This window comes from Pseudolabrys sp., from assembly GCF_035943735.1.
Classification (GTDB): Bacteria; Pseudomonadota; Alphaproteobacteria; order Rhizobiales; family Xanthobacteraceae; genus Pseudolabrys.
The window spans coordinates 64482-88870 of record NZ_DASZBV010000026.1 but is presented as its reverse complement, the minus strand read 5'-3'; the positions used below and the strand labels follow the sequence as shown (position 1 = coordinate 88870).

Sequence of the window (24389 nt, the reverse complement as noted above, 5' to 3'; positions counted from 1 at the left end):
GAAGTCTGCGCGATACCGTGCATCTCGCGCTGCAACAAGCCCTTGCCCAACATGCGCAGGCCGCGAGAGACAATTGAAACTGCGATTGTTGCGGCTGTATCCAATCGTCCCGGATCGCGATAAACCCCTGTATCGGAAGCTCGGCAATTCGGCCGCGAATCCGCTGCAATGGCGGACAGTTCCTTGAAGTCGGAAAGGACCCCTCAGTGAGCACGCCGCGTTTCATTCGTCTCTCCCCCGACGACAATGTCGTGGTCGCCGTCGATCAATTTCCTGCGGGCAGCCAGATTGCCGGGCAGACAGCGCGGGAACGGGTGCCGCGCGGGCACAAGATGGCGGTGCGCCCGGTCGCGGTGAACGAGCCGGTACGCAAATACGGGCAGATCATCGGTTTCGCATCGCAGGCCATCGCGCCCGGAGAGTGGGTGCACGTGCATAATGTGGCGATGCACGACTTCGCCCGCGACTATCGCTTCGCCGAAGATGCGAAGAACGACGAGGTGCTGCCGCCGGAGCTGCGCGCTACCTTCGAGGGCTATGTGCGGCCGAACGGCAAGACCGGCACGCGCAATTATATCGGCGTGCTCACTTCGGTGAACTGCTCGGCCTCGGTCGCCAAGTTCATCGCCGAGGCGGTCAACCGCTCCGGCCTGCTCGACGACTACCCCGGCATCGATGGCGTCGTGCCCTTCGTGCACGGTACCGGCTGCGGCATGGCAGCGAAGGGCGAAGGCTGGGATGTGCTGCAGCGGACGCAGTGGGGCTACGCCACGCATCCCAACCTGGGCGCGGCGCTGATGGTGGGCCTCGGCTGCGAGGTATTCCAGATCGACCGCATGAAGGACGACTACGGCTTGGTCGAGGGCGATCACTTCCAGACCATGACCATCCAGGCGACGGGCGGCACGAAGAAGACCGTTGCCGAGGGTGTCGAGCGCATCAAGGCGATGCTGCCGATTGCCGCGCGGGCGCAGCGCGAGACGCGGCCCGCGTCGGAGGTCGTGCTGGCGCTGCAGTGCGGCGGCTCTGACGGCTATTCCGGCATCACCGCCAATCCGGCGCTCGGCTCCGCCGTCGATCTATTGGTGAAGCACGGCGGCACCGGCGTGCTCGCCGAGACGCCGGAGATCTATGGCGCCGAGCACCTGCTGACGCGCCGCGCCGTCAACGCCAAGGTCGGTGAGAAACTGGTCGCGCGCATTCGCTGGTGGGAGGATTATACCGAGCGCAATCGCGGCGAGATGAACAACAATCCGTCGCCCGGCAACAAGGCCGGCGGGCTCACCACCATCCTGGAGAAGTCGCTCGGCGCCGCCGCCAAGGGCGGCTCGACCACGATGCGCGCCGTCTATGAATATGCCGAGCCGGTGAAGGAGAAGGGTTTCGTGTTCATGGACACGCCCGGCTACGATCCGGTCGGCGCGACCGGCCAGGTCGCCGGCGGCTGCAACGTGATGTGCTTCACCACTGGCCGCGGGTCCGCCTTCGGCTGCAAGCCGACGCCGTCGATCAAGCTCGCCACCAATCACTACGTCTACGAGTCGATGATCGACGACATGGACATCAATTGCGGCGACGTGCTCGACGGCGTCAGCGTGGCCGACAAGGGCGAGGAGATCTTCAACAAGGTGCTGGCCGTGGCTTCCGGCGAACGTTCCAAGTCGGAAGACCTCGGCTACGGCGATCTCGAATTCGTGCCGTGGCAGATCGGCGCCACCATGTAGGCCTCACGCCGCGCCGGCGAGCGTTCCGGCGCGGGCGTCCTCCAGGATCATGTCGGCGCCCTTCTCGCCGATCATGACCGCGGCGGCGTTGGTGTTGCCCGACACCAGCGCCGGCATGATCGAGGCGTCGATGACGCGCAAACCCTCGAAGCCGTGGACGCGCAGGCGCGTGTCGACGACAGCCTTCGCGTCGGCGCCCATGCGGCAGGTGCTGGTCGGGTGGTAGACCGTGGTGCCGGTGGCGCGTGCATAAGCGAGCATGTCGGCGTCGCTGACGCAGTCGGCACCCGGCACCAGCTCGGTGTCGATGTAGCGGCGGATCGCCGGCCGCTCCATGATGCCGCGCAGCAGCTTGATGCCGGCGACCGTGGTGTCGCAGTCGAGCCGGTCCGACAGATAGCGCGGCTGGATCGCCGGCGCGGCCGACGGGTCGGCCGACTTGATGTGCACGAAGCCGCGGCTGTCCGGGCGCAACTGGCACACCGACATCATGAAGCCGGGGAACGGATGCAGCGCGGCGCCGGCAGTGTCGGCGCTGAAGATGAGGAAGTGGATCTGCACGTCGGGCGTCGCCAGCTCCGGCCGCGTGCGCAGGAAGGCGCCGGCATAGCCGGCGCCGATGGTCAGCAGCCCCTTGCGTGAGACGAAATAGCGCAGGCCTTCGCCCATGCGATGCCGCCAGCTGTTGATCACGTCGTTCATGGTGATCGGCTCGGTGCAGCGATATTGCATGCGCACCTGGTAGTGGTCCTGCAGGTCGGCGCCGACGCCCGCCATGTCGGCGACGACGTCGATGCCGTGACGGCGCAGCAGCTCGGCCGGGCCGACGCCGGACAATTGCAGCAGCTGCGGCGAGTTGAACGCGCCGCCGGACAGGATCACCTCGGCATTGGCGCGCGCGCGATGCAGCGCGCCGTTCTGCCGGTATTCGACGGCGGTCGCGCGACGGCCGTCGAACACAATGCGCGTCGCCAGCGCATCGGTGACCACTTTCAGGTTGGACCGGTTCAGCGCGGGCTTGAGATAGCCGCGCGCGGTCGACCAGCGGCGGCCCTTGCGCGTGGTCAGTTGGTAATAGCCGACGCCTTCCTGCGTGGCGCCGTTGAAGTCGTTGTTGCGCGGGAAGCCGGCCTGCTGCGCCGCCGCGATGAAGGCTTCGCACAGCGGATGCGGCTCGCTGACGTCCGAGACCGACAGCGGCCCGCCTTCGCCGTGGTAGTCGTCGGCGCCGCGCTCCTGGTCTTCGGCCTTGCGGAAGTAGGGCAGCACGTCGTCGAAGCCCCAGCCGGTATTGCCGAGTTGCCGCCAGTGATCGTAGTCGGCCGATTGCCCGCGCACATAAAGAAGACCGTTGATCGAGCTCGAGCCGCCGAGCACCTTGCCGCGCGGCTGGATGATGCGGCGGTTGTCGAGGTCCGGCTCCGGCTCGGTCGCGTACAGCCAGTTCACTTTGGCGTCGGCGAACAGCTTGCCGTAGCCGAGCGGCACGTGGATCCAGAAGTGATTGTCGCGGCCGCCCGCCTCGAGCAGCAGCACGCGATGGCGGCCGGAGGCGGTGAGGCGGTTCGCCAGCACGCAGCCGGCGGAGCCGGCGCCGATAATGATGTAATCGAAGCTTCCGGTATCCCGTGCGGTCGTCATGATCGGCCTTGCTGCGTGTCCCGGCGCAAAGTGTAGACGCCGAGGTCCCGCCGTTCCAAGGCCCGCGGTGCGGCATGCCCCCGGCTTGCCTTCGAGGAATTCGCTTCTATCGTGCCAGGCGCCAGCGGGATGGAGTGAACGATGGACGGCCGCAAGACGAAACTGCGCTCGCAGCTCTGGTTCGACAACCCCGACAATCCCGGAATGACGGCGCTCTATCTCGAGCGCTATCTCAACTTCGGGCTGACGCGGGCGGAACTGACCTCGGGCAAGCCGATCATCGGCATCGCGCAGACCGGCTCCGACCTGTCGCCCTGCAACCGGCATCATCTCGACCTGGCCAAACGCGTGCGCGACGGCATTACCGCCGCCGGCGGTCTCGCCTTCGAATTCCCGGTGCATCCGATCCAGGAGACGGGGAAGCGGCCGACCGCCGCGCTCGACCGCAATCTCGCTTATCTCGGCCTCGTCGAGGTGCTGTTCGGCTATCCACTCGACGGCGTCGTGCTGACGACCGGCTGCGACAAGACGACGCCGGCCTGCATCATGGCGGCGGCGACGGTGAACATCCCCGCCATCGTGCTCTCCGGCGGGCCGATGCTGAACGGCTGGTGGAAGGGCGAACGCGCCGGCTCCGGCACGGTGGTGTGGCAGGCACGCGCCGACCATGCCGCCGGCAAGATCAGCTACCCCGAGTTCATCGACATCGTCACGTCGTCGGCGCCGTCCATCGGTCACTGCAATACGATGGGCACAGCCTCGACCATGAATGCCTTGGCCGAGGCGCTCGGCATGTCGCTGCCCGGCTGTGCGGCGATCCCGGCGCCCTATCGCGAGCGCGGCCAGATCGCGTACGAGACCGGCGTGCGCGCGGTCGAGATCGTGCGTGAGAACCTGCGCCCGTCCGACATCCTCACCCGCAAGGCGTTCGAAAACGCCATCGTCGCCTGCTCGGCGATTGGCGGCTCGACCAATGCGCCGATCCACATCAACGCCATCGCGCGCCATATCGGTGTCGCGGTGTCGATGGATGACTGGGAGACGCTCGGCCTCGACATTCCGCTGCTGGTCGACATGCAGCCGGCCGGCCGTTTCCTCGGCGAGGAGTATTTCCGCGCTGGCGGTCTGCCGGCGGTGATGAACGAGTTGATCAAGGCCGGCCGCGTCCATGGCGACGCGCTGACCATCAACGGCAAGACGATGGACGAGAATGTGCGCCACGCCGCCGTCACCGACAAAGAGGTGATCCGCACCTACGACAAGCCGATGAAGGCGCAGGCCGGCTTCAAGGTGCTCAGGGGCAACCTGTTCGACTCGGCGATCATGAAGACCAGCGTGATCTCCGAGGAGTTCCGCCGGCGCTATCTGTCCAATCCGAAGGATCCCGAGGCCTTCGAAGGCAAGGTCGTCGTGTTCGAGGGTCCGGAGGACTATCACAAGCGCATCGAGGATCCGGCGCTCGGCATCGACGAACACACGCTGCTCGTCGTCCGCGGCGTCGGGCCGATCGGCTATCCCGGCTCCGCGGAAGTCGTGAACATGCAGCCGCCGGCGGCGTTGATCAAACAGGGCATCACGTCGCTGCCCTGCCTCGGCGACGGCCGCCAGTCGGGAACGTCCGGCTCGCCGTCGATCCTCAACGCCTCGCCGGAGGCAGCGGCCGGTGGCGGGCTTGCATTACTGAAGACCGGAGACCGCGTGCGCATCGATCTGAACAAGGGCAGGGCCGATATGCTCGTCAGCGACACCGAACTCGCGCAGCGGCGCGCGGCGCTGGAGAAGGCGGGCGGCTTCCCTTATCCGCCGCATCAGACGCCGTGGCAGGAGATCCAGCGCGGCATGGTCGATCAGCTTGCCGACGGCATGGTGCTCAAGCCGGCGGTCAAATACCAGCGCGTCGCGGAGAAGTTCGTGCCGCGGGATAATCACTAAGAGACGTGCAAGGGAGAATTCGAACGTGACCGGACGTCTGAGCGGCAAGCGCGCCTTCATCACCGCAGCGGGACAGGGCATCGGCGCGGCGATCGCCGCGACCTTCATCGCCGAGGGCGCCGATGTGGTCGCCACCGATCTCGACGCTGCGAAATTGAAGGCGCTGAAGACCGACAGGACCTTCGCGCTCGACGCGCGCTCGACCGATGCGGTCAACGCGCTGGCGAAGTCCGTCATCGAGAAATTCGGCGCGCCGCACATCCTGGTCAATTGCGCAGGCTATGTGCACCAGGGCAGCGTGCTCGACTGCTCCGAAAAGGACTGGGACTTCTCCTTCGACCTCAACGTCAAGTCGATGCACCGCACGCTCACGGCGTTCCTGCCGGCGATGCTGAAGAATGGTGGCGGCTCGATCGTCAATATCTCCTCGGCGGTGTCGTCGATCCGCGGCGTGCCGAACCGCTACGCCTACGGCGCCACCAAGGCGGCGGTGATCGGCCTGACCAAGGCCGTGGCGGCCGACTTCATCCGCCAGGGCATTCGCTGCAACGCCATCTGCCCCGGCACCATCGAGTCGCCGTCGTTCGACGAACGCGTCGACGCCAATGCCAAGGCGACCGGGCAGAGCCGCGACAAAGCTTATGCCGACTTCGTCGCGCGCCAGCCGATCGGCCGCCTGGGCAAGGCGCAGGAAGTGGCCAACCTCGCGCTGTTTTTGGCGTCGGACGAGTCGAGCTTCATCACCGGCCAGCCGCATCTCGTCGACGGCGGCATGGCGCTGTGAGTCATTATCCTCCCCTGAAAGGGGAGGGTGGCGCCGCGCGCGGCGCGAAGCCGGGTGGGGTGAGACAAAAATTGTATTATGCGGGATACAGGTCAGGTCCGCTGAGGCCAGGAGCCGACCTAAGGCAGTCTGGCGCGCGCCCTTGGGTCACGCCGCTGCGGCTTATTTTGTTACCGTCTTTTGTTGCTCACCGTCGCCGCAATCAGATCGCGTAGCCACCTGTGCCCCGGGTCGCGCTCATAGCGCGGATGCCATATCTGCTCGAAGCAAAGTTCGGGCACGCGAAACGGCGCCGGAATCGGAAACACGGTCAGATTGGCCGCCGTCCGGATAATACTGACCAGACGCCGGCGCGTGTGCGCGACGAGGTCGGTGCCGCCGACCAGACCCGGCAAAGCGGTGTAGTGCGGCACGGTGACGACGACTCGCCGCGCAAAGCCCATCGACTCGAAGATCTCGTCGAGTTGCACGCCGGAATCCAGGTTCGGCGCGACGGTGACGTGCGGCGACTCGAGGTAGGACCGCTCGTCCATGCGACCGCCCTTCAGGCGCGGGTTGTCTTTGTCGGCCACGCATACCAGGACGTCGCGATAGAGTTCGCTGCGGGAGATGCCCGCGGGTACGTGCGGGAAGACGCCGACGGCCAGTTCGACTTCGTCCTCGAGGATGCGCGCGCAGGCCTCCCGCGGGCCGCAGGTGGTCACCCGCAGATCGATGTTCGGTGCGCTCCTGCGCAACTCACGCACGATCTGCGGCAGCGCTTCAACGCTCATGGCGTCGCTCATCGACAGCTTGAAGGTCCGGCGCGTGGTGGCCGGATTGAAGACGATGCGCGTGCTGACGAGCGAATGGATTTCCGCCAGCACCGCCTTGATCGGCTCATGCAGCGACAGCGCGCGCTCGGTCGGCTCCATGCCGCGGGCGCCCCGGCGCAGCAGCGGGTCGCCGAACACCACGCGCAGACGCTTGAGCGCATGGCTCAGCGCCGACTGCGTCACGCCCAGCCTCGCGGCCGCCCGGGAGACATTGCGCTCGGTCAGCAGGACGTCGAGCGCGACGAGCAGATTGAGGTCGACGGTCCGGAGGTTCATGGCGGCTCATATGAACATAGTTCATAGAACTATGACAATAACCTGAATTGAATTTCTGATGCTCTCCCGCATCATGCCGGAAAGCCCGACGCGCAATGAAAAAGGGCACGATGGAGGGAGCGATGGCCGCCTTGGATCAACTGCATCTGCATCAATCGAAACGTTCCGACGTCGTCGCCAGGATCGAGCGGCTTCCGATCTCGACCTGGCACGTCAAGGCGCGCGTCATCATCGGTGTCGCCACCTTTTTCGACGCCTTCGATGCGCTCGCCATCGCCTTCGTCCTGCCCGTCCTCGTGCCCCTCTGGAAGCTGGCCGGGCCGCAGATCGGCTTGCTGATCTCGGCCGGTTATCTCGGCCAGCTGGCGGGCGCGCTGCTGTTCAGCTGGGCGGCGCAGCGCTATGGCCGCGTCCGCGCGCTGCAATGGTCGATTCTCGTGATGTCGATCATGAGTCTCGCCTGCGCCTTCGCATGGGATTACCGGTCGCTGCTGGTGTTCCGCACGCTGCAGGGCGTCGGGCTTGGCGGCGAGGTGCCGATCGCCGCCGTTTACATCAGTGAGATCACGCGTGCGCAGGGACGCGGGCGCTTCGTCCTGCTCTACGAACTGATCTTCCCGGTCGGCCTCGTCGGTGCTGGGCTGATCGCGCGCTGGGTCGTGCCGGTGTTCGGCTGGCAATACATGTTCGTCATCGGCGCAATCCCGGCGCTGCTCGTCGTCTTCATGCAGCGTCAGTTGCCGGAGTCGCCGCGCTGGCTGGCGACCCGCGGACGCGACGCGGAGGCGGAAGCGGCCCTGACCTTCATCGAGCGCGAAACGGAGAAGGCGACGCAGAAGCCGCTGCCGCCGGTGCAGACGGTGGCCGCTGCCGACGAGCAGCCTGCCTCGTGGGCGGACCTTTTCGGGCCGAAATACCTGCGACGCACGTTGGTCGTGTGGACCATCTGGTTCGCCGCCTACCTCATCACCTACGGGCTCACGGTCTGGCTGCCGACGATCTACCGGACCGTCTTTCACCTCTCGCTCGGCCAATCGCTGCAATACGGGTTGATCACCCAGGTCGTTGGTCTCGCCGGGACGCTCACCTGCGCGCTGACGATCGACTATTTCGGCCGGCGGTCGTGGTTCGCGATGGCTTTTGTCGGCGCGGCGGCGGCGCTGATTGCGCTGTGGTTTATCGGAGCGCAGTCGCCTCTCCGGGTGCTGGTCTTCGTCGGCATCGCCTTCTTCTTTTCCTCCGTCGTTTCGATCGGCGCTTATCTCTACACGCCCGAGCTCTATCCGACGCGCGCGCGGGCCATGGGGGTCGGCGTCGCGACGGCGTGGCTGCGTCTCGCCTCGATGATCGGCCCGACCGTGGTCGGACTGATGATCGGCGGCGGCCTCGAGAACGTCTTTCTCGCCTTTGGCGTCATCGCCGCGCTCGCGGCCATCGTCACGGCCGTGTTCGCGGTCGAGACCAAGAACCGCGTTCTGGAAGAAGTGTCTCCGTGAACGTGCTTGAACTGTGAAGAAAGGTAGCCTCATGACATCCGTCGGAGATCATCTCTACGTCGCCGCGCTGTTGCCCTTCGATCGTCAGATGAAGATCGATGAGAAGGCTTACCGGCGCTTCCTGCGCCACTTCCTCGACAACGAACGCTTCGTCCGCATGGGCGGCGGCCTGTGCATCAATCCGGAGGCGGGCGAGATCTTCTACCTGACCCGTCAGGAGAAGCGCCGCGTGCTGGAGATCGCGATGGAGGAGATCAACGGCAAGGTCCCGGTCATTGCCGGCACCTGGGCGATCACCACGGACGAGACGGTCGAAACGGCGAGGGACTGCAAGGCGCTCGGCGTCGACGGAATCTTCGTCACGCCGCCCGGCGGTGCGCAGGACGTCACCTCGTGCTGGGACGCCGACAATTACCCGGAGATCTGGCTCGATCAGATCATCGCGCAGGACCGCGCGGTCGATCTTCCGATCGTGACGCATCCGGTCGGCGGGGCCAAGCCGCCGTTCTATCCGGGTCTGCCGTTGCAGGCGACGCTGCGGATTTGCAACGAGGTCAAGAACGTCGTCGGCTGGAAGATGACGTACATGTACGACGGCTTCATGCTGATCGCCAACGGTCTGCGCGGCCTCGACCGCCACGTCGCCGTGATGGGCGCGCTCGCCTCGCGCTTTCATGAGTACAAGGCGAACGGCACGTTCGACGGTACGCTGTCGGGGTTCTGGAATTTCGCACTCGACCCGATGCTCGATCATCTCGAGGCGTGGGACCGGAAAGATATCGACAAAGCACGCGAGATCTGGCTCGGCGGCCTGTCGCAGCTTCATTCTTACGTGGCCGACATGGGACGGCTTCACATCCGCTACAAGACGGCGACCTGGTTGTGCGGGCTGATTCCAAGCCCGTTCATGCGCGCCCCGATGCCGAAGCCGCAGCAGCACGAAATCGATACGCTGTATCGCCTGCTCAAGAACGTGGGGCTACCCGTCATCGATATCAAGGAAACGAGATTGGCCGCCTAACGAGACGTGTAAATCGGCAATCGCGATCGCACGGGCGGCGCTTGACAATCCTCCTATATAGGAATATGTAGCCTTTATCAGCCTTCGGTCCTTCCCCGTCTCGAGCGGGGAGGGCCGGCGGCGGAGCGGCGTGCGGGGAGACATCCCGTGCGCCGCGGTCGAGCTTGCGCGAGAGCCGCGCGGACTTGACCGATGGAGCGCCGGGAGGCGCAGCACCCGGGCGGCAGGCCTCGCAAACCTGCCGAATCCGCGGTGCGCGCGCCCGGGGACGGGCTTCGCAACCCTGTCCTCGAACCTCGGCGCGCGGACCGCCCGATCGCAAGGGTGGTCCAAAGGGGCCTCGCAAGCCCCTGGCGCCTCCCGGCGCTCCATTCCCCTATTCGGGGAAAAGGAAAAAGGGACTGGCCTGCCCGGGGCCGACCAAAGAATACGGGCGATAGCGCATGTCCGGTCGCTCGCATTCTGTTGCTGCCGCCGCGTACAGCGCCGCCTGAAAACTAATCACGCAATCTGCCTAATCCGTAATCAGGCGTGGGTGCTCAAGAATTTGGCATCTGCCTGTGTGCCTGTAGAAAATCATTTCCACTCAAAGCCTTGAAGCGTCTGCCCGACGCTTGGCACAGGCCTTGCGAAACCTTCTTCGCGGGACGTCGCCGGGACGACCACGCACGTCTTCACCCAGAGGGCTTCACCCATGTTCAAAACAGTAACGACGGTCGCGAACCGACCGAATCGCCGTCAGTGGCTTGCCGCTGCGGCGGGCCTGACGCTGCTCGCATCCGGCATTTTCCCGAGCGGCGCCCGCGCCGAGGACACGATCAAGGTCGGCATCCTGCATTCGCTTTCCGGCACCATGGCCATCAGCGAGACGACGCTGAAGGACGTGATGCTCATGCTCATCGACGAGCAGAACAAGAAGGGCGGTCTGCTCGGCAAGAAACTCGAGGCGGTGGTCGTCGACCCGGCCTCGAACTGGCCGCTGTTCGCCGAGAAGGCGCGCGAGCTGATCTCCAAGGACAAGGTCTCGGTCGTGTTCGGCTGCTGGACGTCGGTGTCGCGCAAGTCGGTGCTGCCGGTGTTCAAGGAATTGAACTCGATCCTGTTCTATCCGGTGCAGTTCGAAGGCGAAGAGGGCGAGCGCAACGTGTTCTATACGGGCGCCGCGCCGAACCAACAGGCGATTCCGGCCGTCGACTATCTGATGTCGAAAGACGGTGGTTCGGTGAAGCGCTGGGTGCTCGAAGGCACCGACTACGTCTATCCGCGCACCACCAACAAAGTTCTCGAGGCCTACCTGAAGTCGAAGGGCGTGAAGCCCGAAGACATCATGATCAACTACACGCCGTTCGGCTTCTCCGACTGGCAGACCGAAGTCTCCAAGATCAAGGCGTTCGGCTCGGCCGGCAAGAAGACGGCGGTGGTCTCGACCGTCAACGGCGACGCCAACGTGCCGTTCTACAAGGAGCTCGGCAACCAGGGGGTCAAGGCGACCGACATCCCGGTGATGGCGTTCTCGGTCGGCGAAGAAGAGCTCGCCGGTCTCGACACCAAGCCGCTGATCGGCCATCTCGCCGCCTGGAACTACTTCGAGTCGATCAAGACGCCCGCGAACGCGGCCTTCATCAAGGCGTGGCACGCCTTCACCAAAAACGACAAGCGCACCACCAACGACCCGATGGAGGCCCACTACATCGGCTTCAACATGTGGGTGAAGGCGGTCCAGAAGGCCGGCACGACGGATCCCGACAAGGTCATCGCGGCGCTGCCGGGCATCAAGCAGGCCAACCTGACCGGCGGCGTGTCGGAAATGCTGCCGAGCCACTACATCACCAAGCCCGTCTTCATCGGCGAAATCCGCGGCGACGGTCAGTTCGACGTGGTGTGGAAGACCAAGGGTCTCGTCCCCGGCGACGCGTGGTCGCCCTATCTGCCGGGTTCGAAGGATCTCAAGGCCGACTGGGTCAAGCTGAAGTGCGGCAACTACAACACAGTCACCAAGAAGTGCGGCGGTCAGGGCTCCTGACGCGTGGTTGAACGCCGCGCCCGCGTGGGCGCGTGACGAAAACGGAGGCGGCGGTCGCCGCCGCCTCCACGCGATCAAACCCTTGCCGGGGAACGACTGAAATGCGTGGTGTTTATCGCCGCCTGCTGGCGCTCGTCTTTGCGCTCGGTGTGATGCTCGCCGGGGCGGGTTTGGCGCATGCCGGTCCTTACGAGGACGCGCTGGCGAAATTCACCGAAGGCTCGCTCAGCGATACCGGCGACGCGATCGACGGCGTGGTGTCGAGCGGCAATTCGCTGGCGGCCGACGTGCTCGGCGCGCTGAAGGACGCGCGGCTGCAGTTCAGCGCCGCCGAGAAGAAGGTCTTCATCAAGACCAAGGACGGCAAGCTGCTCGACGCCGCTACGGGCAAGCCGTTCAGCGGCAAGGTGCCGGACGACATCGACGACGTCATCGTCAATAACCGGCTGCGCAACGTCATCGACGCGGCCATGGGCGGCCTCACCTTGATGGCGCCAGATCCGAACAAGCGCTTCAACGCCGCGCAGGCCGTGTTCAAGTCGCACGAGACCCCGGCGCTGCCCAATCTCGACGCCGCGCTGGCCAAGGAGACCGATGCCCGGGTCAAGCGCGCGCTCGCCGAGGCGCGCGCCGCCGTCGTCGTCACCACGCCGGAGTCGCCGGCGAAGGCGAAGATCGACGCCATCGCCGTCCTGCGCGACCGCGGCGATCAGGACACGCTCGGCCTGCTCGACAGCCTGCCGCACGATATGCCGTCGGACGTGCGGCAGGCGGTGACTGCGGCGCAGACGAGCATCCGCGATCGCCTGGCGATGTGGAGCGCCGTGCAGAACGCCTGGTACGGGCTGTCGCTCGGCTCGGTGTTGCTGCTCGCCGCCATTGGCCTCGCCATCACCTTCGGCGTGATGGGCATCATCAACATGGCGCACGGCGAGATGGTGATGATCGGCGCCTATGTCACCTTCGTCGTGCAGCAGCTCATCCGCACCTACGATCCGGCGCTGTTCGACTATTCGCTGCTGATCGCGGTGCCGCTCGCCTTCGTCGTGTCCGGCGTTGTCGGCATCGCCATCGAGCGCACGATCATCCGCTTCCTCTACGGCCGGCCGCTGGAGACTTTGCTCGCCACCTGGGGCCTGTCGCTGATCCTGCAGCAGGCAGTGCGCACGATCTTCGGCCCCACCAACAAGGACGTCGGCAATCCGTCGTGGATGAGCGGCGCCGTCGACTTCGGCGGCATCACCGTCACCTACAACCGGCTCTGGATCATCTGTTTCACGCTTGCCGTGTTCGTGGCGCTGCTCGGCATGCTGCGCTACACGCGGCTTGGCCTCGAAATGCGCGCGGTGACGCAGAACCGCGCCATGGCGGCGGCCATGGGCATCCGCACGGCCACCATCGACGCGCTGACCTTCGGTCTCGGCTCCGGCATCGCCGGCATCGCCGGCGTGGCGTTGTCGCAGATCGACAACGTGTCGCCGAACCTCGGGCAGGGCTACATCATCGACTCGTTCATGGTCGTGGTGTTCGGCGGCGTCGGCAATCTGTGGGGCACTTTGGTCGGCGCCTTCACGCTCGGCATCGCCAACAAGTTCCTCGAGCCCTATGCCGGCGCGGTGCTCGGCAAGATCGCCATCCTCGTCTTCATCATCCTGTTCATCCAGAAGCGCCCGCGCGGCATGTTCGCGCTCAAGGGCCGGGCGGTGGAGGCGTGAGGATGACGATCGCCTCCGCGCACTCTCTTTACCTCTCCCCGCAATGCGGGGAGAGGTCGGTCCGCCGAAGCGAAGCGCAGGCGGACCGGGTGAGGGGCCGTGCACAGCCCCTCACCCGGCTCGTGCCTACCGGCGCTCGCCACCCTCTCCCCGCACAGCGGGGAGAGGGAAGGAGCGCGTCATGAACGCCTTCCCGCTCACGCGGCTGATCGACAAGGGCGCCGCGATCTTCCTGGTGCTGCTCGGCGCATTTGCCGTCGCGATCCCGATGCTCAACCTGCTGGTGCCCGCGACATCGGGCCTTCACGTCTCGACCTATCTCGTCGCGCTGTTCGGCAAGTACATCTGCTACGCGCTGCTCGCGCTGTCGATCGATCTGATCTGGGGCTACGCCGGCATCCTGTCGCTCGGCCACGGCGCGTTCTTCGCCCTCGGCGGCTACGCCATGGGCATGTATCTGATGCGGCAGATCGGCACGCGCGGCGTCTACGCCAACCCGATCCTGCCGGACTTCATGGTGTTCCTGAACTGGCACGAGTTGCCGCTCTACTGGTACGGCTTCAACCACTTCGCCTATGCCGCGCTGATGATCTTCCTCGCGCCCGGCCTCCTCGCCTTCGTGTTCGGCTGGTTCGCCTTCAGGAGCCGCGTCACCGGCGTCTATCTGTCGATCATCACCCAGGCGATGACCTATGCGCTGATGCTCGGCTTCTTCCGCAACGATTTCGGCTTCGGCGGCAACAACGGCCTTACCGATTTCAAGGACCTCCTCGGCTTCAACGTGCAGGCGGAATCGACGCGCGACGCGCTGCTGGTCATCTCGTGCCTGGCGCTGGCGCTGGGCTTTCTCATCTGCCGCGCCATCGTCACCTCGAAATTCGGCAAGGTGCTGATCGCGATCCGCGACGCCGAGGCGCGCACGCGCTTCCTCGGCTATCGCGTCGAGGCCTATAAGCTGTTCGTGTTCACGCTGTCGGCCTGCATGGCCGGCGTTGCCGGCGCGCTCTACGTGCCGCAGATCGGCATCATCAATCCGGGCGAATTTGCACCTGGTAATTCGATCGAGGCGGTGATCTGGGTCGCGGTCGGCGGCCGCGGCACGCTCACGGGGGCCGTGCTCGGCGCGCTGCTCGTCAACTACGCCAAGACCTATTTCACCTCCGGAGTGCTGGCGCCGTACTGGCTGTTCATGCTGGGCGGCCTGTTTGTCGCCGTCACGCTGCTGTTGCCGCGCGGCATCGTCGGCACCTTGAAGTGGGGCTTCGATCGCCGTGCCGAGAAGTCGGCGGCGGCGGAAGAGGGCGCCGACATGGACGCGCCGGCGCCGCGCGCGGCCGAGTAGGGGAGCTCGATGGACCAGCAGACCACCTCCGCGCTGCTCTATCTCGACGGCATTACCGTGTCGTTCGACGGCTTTCGTGCGCTGAACGAACTGTCGTTCATCATCGAGCCAGGCGAGATGCGCGCCATCATCGGGCCGAACGGCGCCGGCAAGACGACGATGATGGACGTCGTCACCGGCAAGACCCGTCCGGACGCCGGCGATGTGTTCTTCGAACAGGGCAGTTTCGATCTCTCCAAGCTCGACGAGACCGAGATCGCCGAGCTCGGCATCGGCCGCAAATTCCAGAAGCCGACCGTATTCGACATGCACACGGTCGAGGACAATCTCCTGCTGGCGCTGAAGAACGACCGCCGCGTGCGCCGCACCTTGTTCTGGGAGACGTCGTCGGAGCAGGAGGCGCGCATCGACGCGATCCTCGGCACCATCCGGCTGAGGCCGCTGCGCCGCCGCGTCGCCGGCAGCCTGTCGCACGGCCAGAAGCAGTGGCTGGAGATCGGCATGCTGCTGGCCCAGGACCCCAAGCTGCTGCTGGTCGACGAGCCGGTCGCCGGCATGACCGATGTCGAGACCATGCAGACGGCGGAGTTGCTGAAGGAGATCAATCGCGACCGTACCGTGGTCGTGGTCGAGCACGACATGGCCTTCGTGCGCGAGCTCGGCGTCAAGGTCACCTGCCTGCACGAGGGCTCGGTGCTCGCCGAAGGCACCATCGACCAGGTGTCCGAGAACGAGCGCGTGGTGGAAGTGTATCTGGGGAGATGAATTTGTGTCCCGGGCGCAGCGCAGCGGGACGCTGCGCTGCAGACCCGGGACCCCGGTTGCTGAGGAAAGAAACCGGGGTCCCGCATCTGCGATGCACCGCTGCGCGCTGCATCGCGTGCGGGACACGAGGCAGAAGGTGAATCATGCTCGACGTGAACGCGATCAACCTCCACTACGGCGCGGCGCAGGCGCTGCGCGGCGTGTCGTTGAAGGCCGAGCCGGGCAAGGTGACATGCGTGCTTGGGCGCAACGGCGTCGGCAAAACGAGCTTGCTGCGCGCCATCGTCGGCCAGCATTCGATCTCGGCCGGAGCGATCACGTTCGAGGGCAAGGACATCTCGCGCCTGTCGACGGTCGAGCGCGCCCGGCACGGCATCGCCATCGTGCCGCAAGGCCGCGAGATCTTCCCGTTGCTGACCGTCGAGGAGAACCTCGAGACCGGCTTTGCGCCGCTGCCGCGCAACGACCGCTCGGTGCCGGACGACGTGTTCTCGCTTTTCCCGGTGCTGAACACGATGCTCAATCGCCGTGGCGGCGATCTCTCCGGCGGCCAGCAACAGCAACTGGCCATCGGCCGCGCGCTGGTGATGCGGCCGCGGCTGCTGTTGCTCGACGAGCCGACCGAAGGCATTCAGCCTTCAATCATCAAGGATATCGGCCGTGCCATTTCCTACCTGCGCTCGCTCGGGCAGATGGCGATCGTCCTGGTCGAGCAATATCTCGATTTCGCGCAGGAACTCGGCGACCGGCTGGTGGTGATGGACCGCGGGTCGATCGTCTACGCCTGCGACAAGGCCGACATGGACGAGGGCGCGCTCAAGCGCGCGATGGCGATTTAAATCCGGCGTCATGGCCGGGCTTGTCCCGGCCATCCACGTCTTGCAGACTTTCCACGCACGAAGACGTGGATGCCCGGCACAAGGCCGGGCATGACGAGTGAGGGGAAGCGTGCGCGCTATAGCCGCAGCCATCGAACAGGACACCTTCGCCGCCAACCGCGCGTGCGGGACGATCGCCCTCGCGGTCGGCGCGGCGGACGGCGTCACGCGCCGCACGCGCGTGCACGAATCCGGCTCGCTGCGCGTTCGTTTTCCCAATACACAGGACGGGCTCGAAGCCGTGGTCGTCAACACCGGCGGCGGCATGACCGGCGGCGACGCGTTCAGCGTCGACATCGACGTCGGCAAAAGCGCGCGGCTGGTCGCGGGCACCGCGGCGGCGGAAAAGATCTACCGCTCGGCCGGCCCCGACGCCGCGATGAACGTGCGGCTCAGTGTCGGCGCCGGCGGCCGGCTCGCCTGGCTGCCGCAGGAGACGATCCTGTTCGACCGCGCGCGTCTGAAGCGCCGCATCGACGTCGACCTCGCCGAGGACGCGTCACTGGTGATGGCCGAGGCGGTGCTGTTCGGCCGCGCCGCGATGGGCGAGGCGATGCGCGACGGCTTCTGGGCCGACACCTGGCGCGTGCGCCGCGGCGGCAAGCTTGTGTTCGCCGAGAACGTGCGGCTTGACGGCGATATCGCCGAAAAGCTCGCGCGGCCGGCATCGGCTGCGGGCTGCATCGCGCTCGCCACCGTTCTGGTCGCGCCTGCCGACGAAACGATACTCGAAGCCGTGCGCGCGCTCGGGTTTTCCGGCGAAGCCGGCATCTCCGCCTGGAACGGCATTGCGGTGGCGCGCCTCGTCGCCCGCGACGGAGCGACTTTGCGGCGCGATCTCGTGGCGATCCTCGCGGCGCTCGGGCAGGCCGTGCCGCGGCTCTGGCATCAATGAGGACTTGAATGAACCTGACGCCCCGCGAAAAGGACAAGCTGCTCGTCGCCATGGCGGCGATGGTCGCGCGCCGACGGCTCGAGCGCGGCGTCACGCTCAACCATCCGGAGGCGGTGGCCCTGATCACCGACTTCATCATGGAAGGCGCGCGCGACGGGCGGACTGTCGCCGATCTGATGGAAGCCGGCGCGCATGTGCTGACCCGCGCGCAGGTGATGGCCGGCATTCCGGAGATGATCCACGACATTCAGGTGGAGGCGACGTTCCCGGACGGGACCAAGCTCGTCACCGTGCACAATCCGATCCGCTGAAAGGACATGGCATGAAGAAAGTCGTTTCCGTTGCCGCCGGCGGCGCGCTGGTGCTGGCATGATCCCCGGCGAGATGTTCATCGCCCCCGGCGAGATCGAGCTCAACGTCGGCCGCAAGACGGCGACGCTCACCGTCTCCAACACCGGCGATCGGCCGATCCAGGTCGGCTCGCATTATCATTTCTTCGAGACCAATCCGGCCCTGAAATTCGAGCGCAAGAAGGCGCGCGGCATGCGGCTCGCCATCGCCGCCGGCACGGCGGTACGCTTCGAGCCGGGGCAGACGCGCGAGGTGACGCTCGTCGCGCTCGCCGGCAAGCGTACCGTCTACGGCTTCCGCCAGGGCGTGATGGGCAAGCTTTAGGAACGCGACCATGTCCGTGACGATGAACCGCCGCGCCTATGCCGACATGTTCGGGCCCACGACCGGCGACAAGGTGCGGCTGGCCGACACCGATCTCATCGTCGAGGTCGAGAAGGACTTCACCATCTACGGCGAGGAGGTGAAGTTCGGCGGCGGCAAGGTGATCCGCGACGGCATGGGCCAGTCGCAGACGCCGAACAGGAAGGGCGCCGCCGACACCGTCATCACCAATGCGCTGATCCTCGACCACTGGGGCATCGTCAAGGCCGACGTCGCCATCACCGCCGGCCGCATCTCCGCCATCGGCAAGGCCGGCAATCCCGACATCCAGCCGGGCGTCACCATCGTCATCGGCCCCGGCACCGAGATCATCGCCGGCGAAGGCAAAATCCTCACCGCCGGCGGCTTCGACACGCACATCCACTTCATCTGTCCGCAGCAGGTGGAGGAGGCGTTGATGTCCGGCGTCACCTCGATGCTCGGCGGCGGCACCGGCCCGGCGCACGGTACTTACGCCACGACCTGCACGCCCGGCCCGTTCCACATCGGCCGCATGATCCAGGCCGCCGACGCCTTTCCCGTGAATCTCGGCTTCGCCGGCAAGGGCAACGCCTCGCGCCCGGCCGCGCTGGAAGAGATGATCAAGGCCGGCGCCTGCGCCATGAAGCTGCACGAGGACTGGGGCACGACGCCGGCGGCAATCGACTGCTGCCTCTCGGTCGCCGACGACATGGACGTGCAGGTGATGATCCACACCGACACGCTCAACGAGTCCGGCTTCGTCGAGGACACGATCAAGGCCTTCAAGGGCCGCACCATCCACGCCTTCCACACCGAGGGCGCCGGCGGCGGCCACGCGCCCGACATCATCAAGGTGGCGGGCTTGAAGAACGTGCTGCCGTCCTCGACCAATCCGACGCGGCCGTTCACACGCAACACCATCGACGAGCATCTCGACATGCTGATGGTGTGCCACCATCTCGATCCGTCGATCCCGGAGGATCTGGCCTTCGCCGAGAGCCGCATCCGCAAGGAGACGATCGCCGCCGAGGACATCCTGCACGACATCGGCGCGCTGTCGATGATGTCGTCGGACAGTCAGGCCATGGGCCGCGTCGGCGAGGTCATCATCCGCACCTGGCAGACCGCCGACAAGATGAAGAAGCAGCGCGGCCGGCTCAAGCAGGACAAGGGCGACAACGACAATGCGCGCGTGAAGCGCTACGTCGCCAAATACACGATCAATCCGGCGATCGCGCACGGCGTGTCGAAGCACATCGGGTCCATCGAGAAGGGCAAGCTCGCCGATCTGGTGCTGTGGTCGCCGGCGTTCTTCGGGGTGAAGCCGGAGACGATCATCAAGGGCGGCTCGATCGTTGCGGCGCTGATGGGCGACCCTAATGCCTCGATCCCGACGCCGCAGCCGGTGCACTACCGGCCGATGTTCGGCGCCTTCGGCAAGGCGCTGACCGCGTCGTCGCTGGTCTTCGTGTCGAAGGCGGCGGTGCGGGCAAAGCTCGGCGACAAGCTTGGCGTCGAGAAGCAACTGGTCGCGGTGGAGAAGACGCGCTCGATCTCGAAGAAGAGCATGATCCATAACGATGCCACGCCGGACATCGAGGTCGATCCGGAAACCTACGAGGTGCGCGCCGACGGCGAGCTGCTGACCTGCGCGCCCGCGGAGGTCCTGCCGATGGCGCAGCGATATTTCTTGTTCTGATGCGAGTGGACTGCCGGGAGAGGTTCGATGATCTACGTGATCGCCCAGCTCAAGCTGAAGCCGGGCACGACAGAGCGCGCCTGCGCTGAGGCGCGCAAGGTGGTGGCGGGCACCGTCAAGGAAGCCGGCTGCCTGTTCTACGACTTCAACCTCAGCGTCACCGACCCGACACGGCTCGTCGCGGTCGAGCGCTGGGAATCGAAAGAGGCGCTGGCGCGGCACAACGAGACCGCCCATTTGCTGGCGTGGCGCGCCGTGGTGGCGGAGGTCGCGGTCGAGCGCGACATCCAGGTCATCATGCCGGAAAGCGTCGAGCGCAAATGAAGCGCGTCACCGCCATCAAGCCGGCCGGCCAATGGGATGCGAGCGCTGCGCGCGACACCATCGTGCTCGATGCGCAAGACCGCCATCGCCGCCGCGTGGTGTTCGTCGGCGCCGAGGGCGCCACCTATCTGCTCGACCTGCCGCGGCCGGCGCAATTGCGCGACGGCGATGCGCTCGTGATCGAGGACGGCGCCGTGGTGCGCGTGACCGGCAAGCCGGAGCCGCTGGTCGAGATCAGCGCGACGAACGCGCAGGAGCTGGCGCGGCTCGCATGGCACATCGGCAACCGCCACATCGAGGTGCAGATCGCCGGCGACGCTTTGCGCATCCGCCGCGATCATGTGCTGGAGGAGATGCTGCGCGGCCTCGGCGCGACGCTCAGTTATATCGATGCGGTGTTCGATCCCGAGCACGGCGCCTATGCGCACGGAGACGGGCATGGGCTCTAGGAAGAGCGGCACACGGACTTCAACCCTCCCCCCGCAAAGCGGTGGGGAGGGTCGGCGCGCATCGCGCGAGCGACGTGCGTCTGCGCAAGTTTCGCCCCCCACCCCCGACCCCTCCCCGCCACGCGCGGGGCTCGTGGGGGGAGGGGAGAGCAGTCTCTATCGCCTCATGGCCTGGCTGTCGCCGGCCTATCCGGTCGGCGCGTTCTCCTATTCGAGCGGCATCGAATGGGCCGTGGAGTCTGGCGACGTCACGAAAGCCGAAACGCTCAAAGATTGGCTGGCAACGATGCTGACCGATGGCGGCGGCTTCTGCGACGCGGTCCTGTTCGTGCACGCGCATCGCGCGGTCGACGACGACAACGCGCTGCGCGGGATCGCCGAACTTGCCGCGGCTCTGGCGCCGTCGAAGGAGCGGCATCTGGAGACGACCGCGCAGGGCAATGCCTTCACCGAGGCGACGCGCGCCGCCTGGCCCTGCGCCGCGCTCGATCGTTTGAAGGCTGCATGGGACGGCCCCGTCGCTTATCCCGTCGCGGTGGCGGTGGCTGCCGCCGGGAACGGCATCGCGATCCAATCGGCGCTCGCCGCCTTTCTGCAAGCGCTGGTCGCCAATTGGGTTTCCGCCGGCGTGCGGCTGGTGCCGCTCGGCCAGACCGACGGCCAGCGCGTCATTGCGGCGCTCGAGCCGGTCGTCGCGGCAACGGCGCGGCGCGCGCTCGAGACATCGCTTGATGATCTGGGCGCGTCGACGTTCCGCGCCGACCTCGCATCGTTGCGGCACGAGACTCAGTACACGCGGCTGTTCAGGTCGTGACTGCGGCGGGCGGATACAGCTTCCGCATTTCACCCTCCAGGGGAGGGTGGAAGACCACGGACAGCGAGACACGAGGATGCAAACGCCAATGAAAAACCCCCACGGTCCCCTGCGCGTCGGTGTCGGTGGCCCGGTCGGCTCCGGCAAGACCGCGCTGATGGACCGCTTATGCAAGGCGCTGCGCGACAAATATCAGATCGCCGCCATCACCAACGACATCTACACCAAGTGGGACGCTGAATATCTGGTGCGCTCCGGTGCGCTGGCGCCCGAGCGCATCGCCGGCGTCGAGACCGGCGGCTGTCCGCACACCGCGATCCGCGAGGACGCCTCGATCAATCTCGCCGCCATCGCCGACATGTGCGCCAAGTTTCCCGATCTCGATCTGGTGCTGGTCGAATCCGGCGGCGACAATCTCGCGGCGACCTTCTCGCCCGAGCTCGCCGACCTCACCATTTACGTGATCGACGTCGCCGCCGGCGAGAAGATCCCGTCGAAAGGCGGGCCGGGCATCACCCGCTCCGATCTGCTGGTGATCAACAAGATCGACCTCGCGCCCCATGTCGGCGCCTCGTTGGAGGTCATGGACCGCGATGCCAAAAAGATGCGGGGCAGTCGGCCCTTCGTCTTCGCCAATATGCATACGGGCGAAGGCGCCAACACGATCGCGCGCTTCATCGAGGAGAAGGGCGGTTTGGCGTAGCCGCGGGCGAGAACGCCGCCGCACGCGCCCTCTCCCCTCGTGGGAGAGGGCAGCCGCAGCAGTTCAGACATAAAGAATGGGTGAGGGGGCGTTCCTGAAATCGCCCCCTCACCCATCGGAACGCTTGGAGAGTCTCTCAATGCCCTCTCCCACGCGGGGGAGAGGGCGCATCGACAAACGCAGCGCTCGCGGAGATGCCTCTCTTGGTCAACGGAGCAGCTCAGCCCGCCTTGGCCATCGTCTCCTGCGCCGCCGCGACCCGCTCCTGGGCCGCCGCCATGCACATCAGGAACATGGCGCGGCGGGCCAGCCGCCATTCGTCGCGCTCGCCACGGCGGGCGCAGTGCACGAGATGCTTCGCCGCCAGCCGTTGCATCCGTTCGACATTGGAAGCGTCGAGCACGCTGGCGCGGATCAATCGCGAACAGGCGATATCGAAGGCTTCGCCCATGGCACGTACGGAGTCGTCATCCAGTCCGATCTGCTCAACGGCGCGCATCGTTCGATCCCCGCGTTTTCCGTAAAACTCGCGGTCGGCTTCGGAGTTCCGTGCGTACCGCGCCGACGGCCGTGCCTGCTTGAGGCAGATCAATGTTGATACCTGGCGCTTGGGAGAGGCTTCTTGTCCGAACACAAGAAGATGGAGCCAATCCATGCAGACCCCCGTCCAGATCGATTTTCAGGATATCGAAGGCAAGCCGGATTTGCGCGGCGCCGTCGATCGCCATATCGCCCAGCTCGAGGAGCGCTTCGGACGCGTGACCGCCGGCCGTATCGCGCTCAAGGGGCCGGGCGTGCGGCATCGCAACGGCGGGCTTTATGAGGTCAATATCCGCCTGGCACTGCCGGAGGGACGCGAGGTCAATATCGGGCGCACGCCGGTTTCCGACGAACGTCACGCCGATTTGAATTTCGCGCTCAACGACGCTTTCAAGCGGGCACGACGGCAGCTGCAGGATCAGGTCGACCGCATGGCCGGCAACGTCAAGTCACACGAGCGCCCGTGAATCTGAGTATTGTCGTCACCGGGCTTGTCCCGGTGACCTCGCTTAGGAGAGCATTGTGCCCGACTAAGCGGGATGGCCGGGACGAGCCCGGCCATGACAAGTTCAAAGCCAGGCGACACCCATGTCGATCCGCAATCTCGATCGCATGTTCCGCCCGCGCTCGGTGGCGGTGATCGGCGCGTCCGACCGGCCGCATTCGGTCGGCGCGGCGCTGATGCGCAACCTCACGCAAGGCGGCTTTTCGGGTTCGGTGGTGCCGGTCAATCCGCATGCCGCGGCGGTGCACGGCATCATGGCCTACAAGGATGTGGCCGGTCTGCCGCTCGTGCCCGATCTTGCGGTGATCGCGACGCCGCCGGACACCATCGCGCCGCTGATCGATCAATTGGGCCGGCGCGGCACGCGTGCCGCGGTCGTGCTCACCGCCGGCTTTGCCGAAGGCGAGGCGAAGGTCGGGCGCGAGCGGGAAGCGCAATTGCTCGCCGCCGCGCGGCCGCATCTCCTGCGCATCGTCGGCCCGAACTGCCTCGGCATCGCCGTGCCGGGCATCGGGCTCAACGCCACCTTCGCGCCGGCCGGCACGCTCGCCGGCAACATCGCCTTCCTCACGCAATCGGGCGCGATGGCGACCACGGTGCTTGACTGGGCCTTGCCGCGCGGCATCGGCTTTTCCGGCATCGTGTCGATGGGCGACATGAGCGACGTCGATTTCGGCGACCTGCTCGATTATTTCGCGCTCGACGACGCCACCAAGGCGATCCTCATCTACGCCGAGGGCATCACGCATGCGCGCAAGTTCATGTCGGCGGCGCGGCGCGCCGCGCGCATCAAGCCGGTGATCGTGGTCAAAGGCGGCCGCGCCGAGGAAGGCGCGCGCGCCGCGACCTCACACACCGGCGCGCTCGCCGGCGCGGATGTCGTCTACGAAGCGGCCTTCCGCCGCGCCGGCATGCTGCGCGTCAACGAAATGGAGGAACTGTTCGATGCCGCGGCGACGCTCGCGCGCATGGCGCCGACCGGGGGAAACCGTCTCGCCATCGTCACCAATGGCGGCGGCGCCGGCGTGCTCGCCACCGATCGCCTGATCGAGGAGGGCGGCAAGCTCGCGCCGATGAGCGTCGAGACGCTCGACAAGCTCAATGCCGTATTGCCGACGACATGGAGCCACGCCAATCCGGTCGACATCATCGGCGACGCCGATGCCGACCGTTACGCCAAGTCGGTCGGCGTGCTCATGGACGACAAGGACGTCGACGCGCTGCTCGTCGCCTATTGCCCGACGGCGATCGTCAGTGCGGAAGATGCGGCCCAAGGTCTCGTCGGCGCGTTGCAAAGCCACGACGCCGCGGCCAAGAACGTCTTCGCCTGCTGGATGGGCGAGGCGAGCCTT

General features: G+C 66.2%; 22 protein-coding genes and 1 pseudogene. 20 read left to right on the top strand and 3 right to left on the bottom strand.

Going from position 1 to position 24389, the window contains the following annotated elements; all coding sequences use genetic code 11:
- The first annotated feature begins 206 nt into the window (after positions 1-206).
- Entirely contained in the window at positions 207-1724 is a 1518-nt protein-coding gene (locus VGV41_RS19875; protein ID WP_326865806.1) for an altronate dehydratase family protein, read from the top strand.
- 3 nt (positions 1725-1727) lie between these two features.
- Here VGV41_RS19875 and VGV41_RS19870 read toward each other — a convergent pair whose 3' ends face one another.
- Complete coding sequence (locus VGV41_RS19870) at positions 1728-3365, bottom strand: choline dehydrogenase (RefSeq protein WP_326865805.1); 1638 nt, start codon at positions 3363-3365, stop codon at positions 1728-1730.
- Positions 3366-3506: 141 nt separating this feature from the next.
- Between VGV41_RS19870 and VGV41_RS19865 the strand changes: the two genes are divergently transcribed.
- Together VGV41_RS19865 and VGV41_RS19860 are read left to right on the top strand one after the other, a co-directional pair.
- Complete coding sequence (locus VGV41_RS19865) at positions 3507-5297, top strand: IlvD/Edd family dehydratase (RefSeq protein WP_326865804.1); 1791 nt, start codon at positions 3507-3509, stop codon at positions 5295-5297.
- 25 nt (positions 5298-5322) lie between these two features.
- Complete coding sequence (locus VGV41_RS19860) at positions 5323-6081, top strand: SDR family oxidoreductase (protein WP_326865803.1); 759 nt, start codon at positions 5323-5325, stop codon at positions 6079-6081.
- A gap of 170 nt (positions 6082-6251) precedes the next feature.
- On the opposite strand, the gene VGV41_RS19855 is transcribed toward VGV41_RS19860, so the two are convergent.
- A complete protein-coding gene (locus VGV41_RS19855) occupies positions 6252-7172 on the bottom strand; it encodes a LysR family transcriptional regulator (RefSeq protein WP_326865800.1) in 921 nt (306 codons plus the stop codon).
- 122 nt (positions 7173-7294) lie between these two features.
- Here VGV41_RS19855 and VGV41_RS19850 point away from each other — a divergent pair, with 122 nt between their 5' ends.
- From VGV41_RS19850 to ureG, 15 genes are all read left to right on the top strand, one after another.
- Entirely contained in the window at positions 7295-8668 is a 1374-nt protein-coding gene (locus VGV41_RS19850; protein ID WP_326865799.1) for an MFS transporter, read from the top strand.
- 31 nt (positions 8669-8699) lie between these two features.
- Positions 8700-9689 (top strand): dihydrodipicolinate synthase family protein, encoded by a 990-nt coding sequence (locus VGV41_RS19845; RefSeq protein WP_326865798.1) that lies wholly within the window; start codon positions 8700-8702, stop codon positions 9687-9689.
- A 694-nt stretch (positions 9690-10383) separates the two neighbouring features.
- A complete protein-coding gene (gene urtA / locus VGV41_RS19840) occupies positions 10384-11712 on the top strand; it encodes an urea ABC transporter substrate-binding protein (RefSeq protein WP_326865797.1) in 1329 nt (442 codons plus the stop codon).
- 152 nt (positions 11713-11864) lie between these two features.
- On the top strand, positions 11865-13427 hold the full coding sequence (urtB, locus tag VGV41_RS19835) for an urea ABC transporter permease subunit UrtB (RefSeq protein WP_326865951.1): 1563 nt from the start codon (positions 11865-11867) through the stop codon (positions 13425-13427).
- A gap of 181 nt (positions 13428-13608) precedes the next feature.
- Entirely contained in the window at positions 13609-14769 is a 1161-nt protein-coding gene (urtC, locus tag VGV41_RS19830) for an urea ABC transporter permease subunit UrtC (protein WP_326865795.1), read from the top strand.
- Positions 14770-14778: 9 nt separating this feature from the next.
- Positions 14779-15534: an urea ABC transporter ATP-binding protein UrtD gene (urtD, locus tag VGV41_RS19825; RefSeq protein ID WP_326865793.1), complete on the top strand. Its 756-nt coding sequence runs from the start codon at positions 14779-14781 to the stop codon at positions 15532-15534.
- A gap of 143 nt (positions 15535-15677) precedes the next feature.
- Complete coding sequence (gene urtE / locus VGV41_RS19820) at positions 15678-16373, top strand: urea ABC transporter ATP-binding subunit UrtE (RefSeq protein ID WP_326865790.1); 696 nt, start codon at positions 15678-15680, stop codon at positions 16371-16373.
- A gap of 109 nt (positions 16374-16482) precedes the next feature.
- Positions 16483-17307, top strand: a complete 825-nt coding sequence (locus tag VGV41_RS19815; RefSeq protein ID WP_326865789.1) for an urease accessory protein UreD — start codon at positions 16483-16485, stop codon at positions 17305-17307.
- Between the two features lie 8 nt (positions 17308-17315).
- Positions 17316-17618: an urease subunit gamma gene (locus VGV41_RS19810; protein WP_326865787.1), complete on the top strand. Its 303-nt coding sequence runs from the start codon at positions 17316-17318 to the stop codon at positions 17616-17618.
- 58 nt (positions 17619-17676) lie between these two features.
- On the top strand, positions 17677-17982 hold the full coding sequence (locus tag VGV41_RS19805; protein WP_326865786.1) for an urease subunit beta: 306 nt from the start codon (positions 17677-17679) through the stop codon (positions 17980-17982).
- Between the two features lie 10 nt (positions 17983-17992).
- Positions 17993-19702 (top strand): urease subunit alpha, encoded by a 1710-nt coding sequence (gene ureC / locus VGV41_RS19800; RefSeq protein WP_326865784.1) that lies wholly within the window; start codon positions 17993-17995, stop codon positions 19700-19702.
- Positions 19703-19729: 27 nt separating this feature from the next.
- The gene (locus tag VGV41_RS19795) at positions 19730-20026 is read left to right on the top strand and encodes a putative quinol monooxygenase (RefSeq protein WP_326865783.1); all 297 of its coding nucleotides are present in this window, start codon (positions 19730-19732) and stop codon (positions 20024-20026) included.
- Entirely contained in the window at positions 20023-20475 is a 453-nt protein-coding gene (locus tag VGV41_RS19790; RefSeq protein WP_326865782.1) for an urease accessory protein UreE, read from the top strand. Before VGV41_RS19795 ends, VGV41_RS19790 begins: the two co-directional genes overlap by 4 nt.
- Before the next feature lie 166 nt (positions 20476-20641).
- Positions 20642-21289, top strand: coding sequence for an urease accessory protein UreF (locus VGV41_RS19785; protein ID WP_326865780.1), 648 nt, complete (start codon positions 20642-20644; stop codon positions 21287-21289).
- 88 nt (positions 21290-21377) lie between these two features.
- Positions 21378-21992, top strand: coding sequence for an urease accessory protein UreG (gene ureG / locus VGV41_RS19780; protein ID WP_326865779.1), 615 nt, complete (start codon positions 21378-21380; stop codon positions 21990-21992).
- Positions 21993-22212: 220 nt separating this feature from the next.
- On the opposite strand, the gene VGV41_RS19775 is transcribed toward ureG, so the two are convergent.
- Positions 22213-22647 carry a hypothetical protein gene (locus VGV41_RS19775; RefSeq protein ID WP_326865778.1) on the bottom strand — a complete coding sequence of 145 codons (435 nt, stop codon included), beginning with the start codon at positions 22645-22647 and terminating at the stop codon, positions 22213-22215.
- Here VGV41_RS19775 and VGV41_RS19770 point away from each other — a divergent pair.
- Positions 22646-22999, top strand: a complete 354-nt coding sequence (locus VGV41_RS19770) for an HPF/RaiA family ribosome-associated protein (RefSeq protein WP_326865777.1) — start codon at positions 22646-22648, stop codon at positions 22997-22999. The genes VGV41_RS19775 and VGV41_RS19770 overlap by 2 nt on opposite strands.
- A 121-nt stretch (positions 23000-23120) precedes the next feature.
- Positions 23121-24239: pseudogene (locus tag VGV41_RS19765) on the top strand (acetate--CoA ligase family protein); the annotation flags it as partial.
- Between the last annotated feature and the right edge of the window lie 150 nt (positions 24240-24389).

Coding starts and splice junctions, on each gene's coding strand:
- VGV41_RS19870 (WP_326865805.1), bottom strand. CDS start 3,365: ATGACGACCGCACGGGATACCGGAAGCTTCGATTACATCATTATCGGC.
- VGV41_RS19850 (WP_326865799.1), top strand. CDS start 7,295: ATGGCCGCCTTGGATCAACTGCATCTGCATCAATCGAAACGTTCCGAC.
- ureC (WP_326865784.1), top strand. CDS start 17,993: ATGTCCGTGACGATGAACCGCCGCGCCTATGCCGACATGTTCGGGCCC.
- urtB (WP_326865951.1), top strand. CDS start 11,865: ATGCTCGCCGGGGCGGGTTTGGCGCATGCCGGTCCTTACGAGGACGCG.
- urtE (WP_326865790.1), top strand. CDS start 15,678: ATGCTCGACGTGAACGCGATCAACCTCCACTACGGCGCGGCGCAGGCG.
- VGV41_RS19790 (WP_326865782.1), top strand. CDS start 20,023: ATGAAGCGCGTCACCGCCATCAAGCCGGCCGGCCAATGGGATGCGAGC.
- VGV41_RS19855 (WP_326865800.1), bottom strand. CDS start 7,172: ATGAACCTCCGGACCGTCGACCTCAATCTGCTCGTCGCGCTCGACGTC.
- VGV41_RS19810 (WP_326865787.1), top strand. CDS start 17,316: ATGAACCTGACGCCCCGCGAAAAGGACAAGCTGCTCGTCGCCATGGCG.
- VGV41_RS19795 (WP_326865783.1), top strand. CDS start 19,730: ATGATCTACGTGATCGCCCAGCTCAAGCTGAAGCCGGGCACGACAGAG.
- VGV41_RS19775 (WP_326865778.1), bottom strand. CDS start 22,647: ATGGATTGGCTCCATCTTCTTGTGTTCGGACAAGAAGCCTCTCCCAAG.
- ureG (WP_326865779.1), top strand. CDS start 21,378: ATGAAAAACCCCCACGGTCCCCTGCGCGTCGGTGTCGGTGGCCCGGTC.
- urtC (WP_326865795.1), top strand. CDS start 13,609: ATGAACGCCTTCCCGCTCACGCGGCTGATCGACAAGGGCGCCGCGATC.
- urtA (WP_326865797.1), top strand. CDS start 10,384: ATGTTCAAAACAGTAACGACGGTCGCGAACCGACCGAATCGCCGTCAG.
- VGV41_RS19805 (WP_326865786.1), top strand. CDS start 17,677: ATGATCCCCGGCGAGATGTTCATCGCCCCCGGCGAGATCGAGCTCAAC.
- VGV41_RS19845 (WP_326865798.1), top strand. CDS start 8,700: ATGACATCCGTCGGAGATCATCTCTACGTCGCCGCGCTGTTGCCCTTC.
- urtD (WP_326865793.1), top strand. CDS start 14,779: ATGGACCAGCAGACCACCTCCGCGCTGCTCTATCTCGACGGCATTACC.
- VGV41_RS19865 (WP_326865804.1), top strand. CDS start 3,507: ATGGACGGCCGCAAGACGAAACTGCGCTCGCAGCTCTGGTTCGACAAC.
- VGV41_RS19785 (WP_326865780.1), top strand. CDS start 20,642: ATGGCCTGGCTGTCGCCGGCCTATCCGGTCGGCGCGTTCTCCTATTCG.
- VGV41_RS19770 (WP_326865777.1), top strand. CDS start 22,646: ATGCAGACCCCCGTCCAGATCGATTTTCAGGATATCGAAGGCAAGCCG.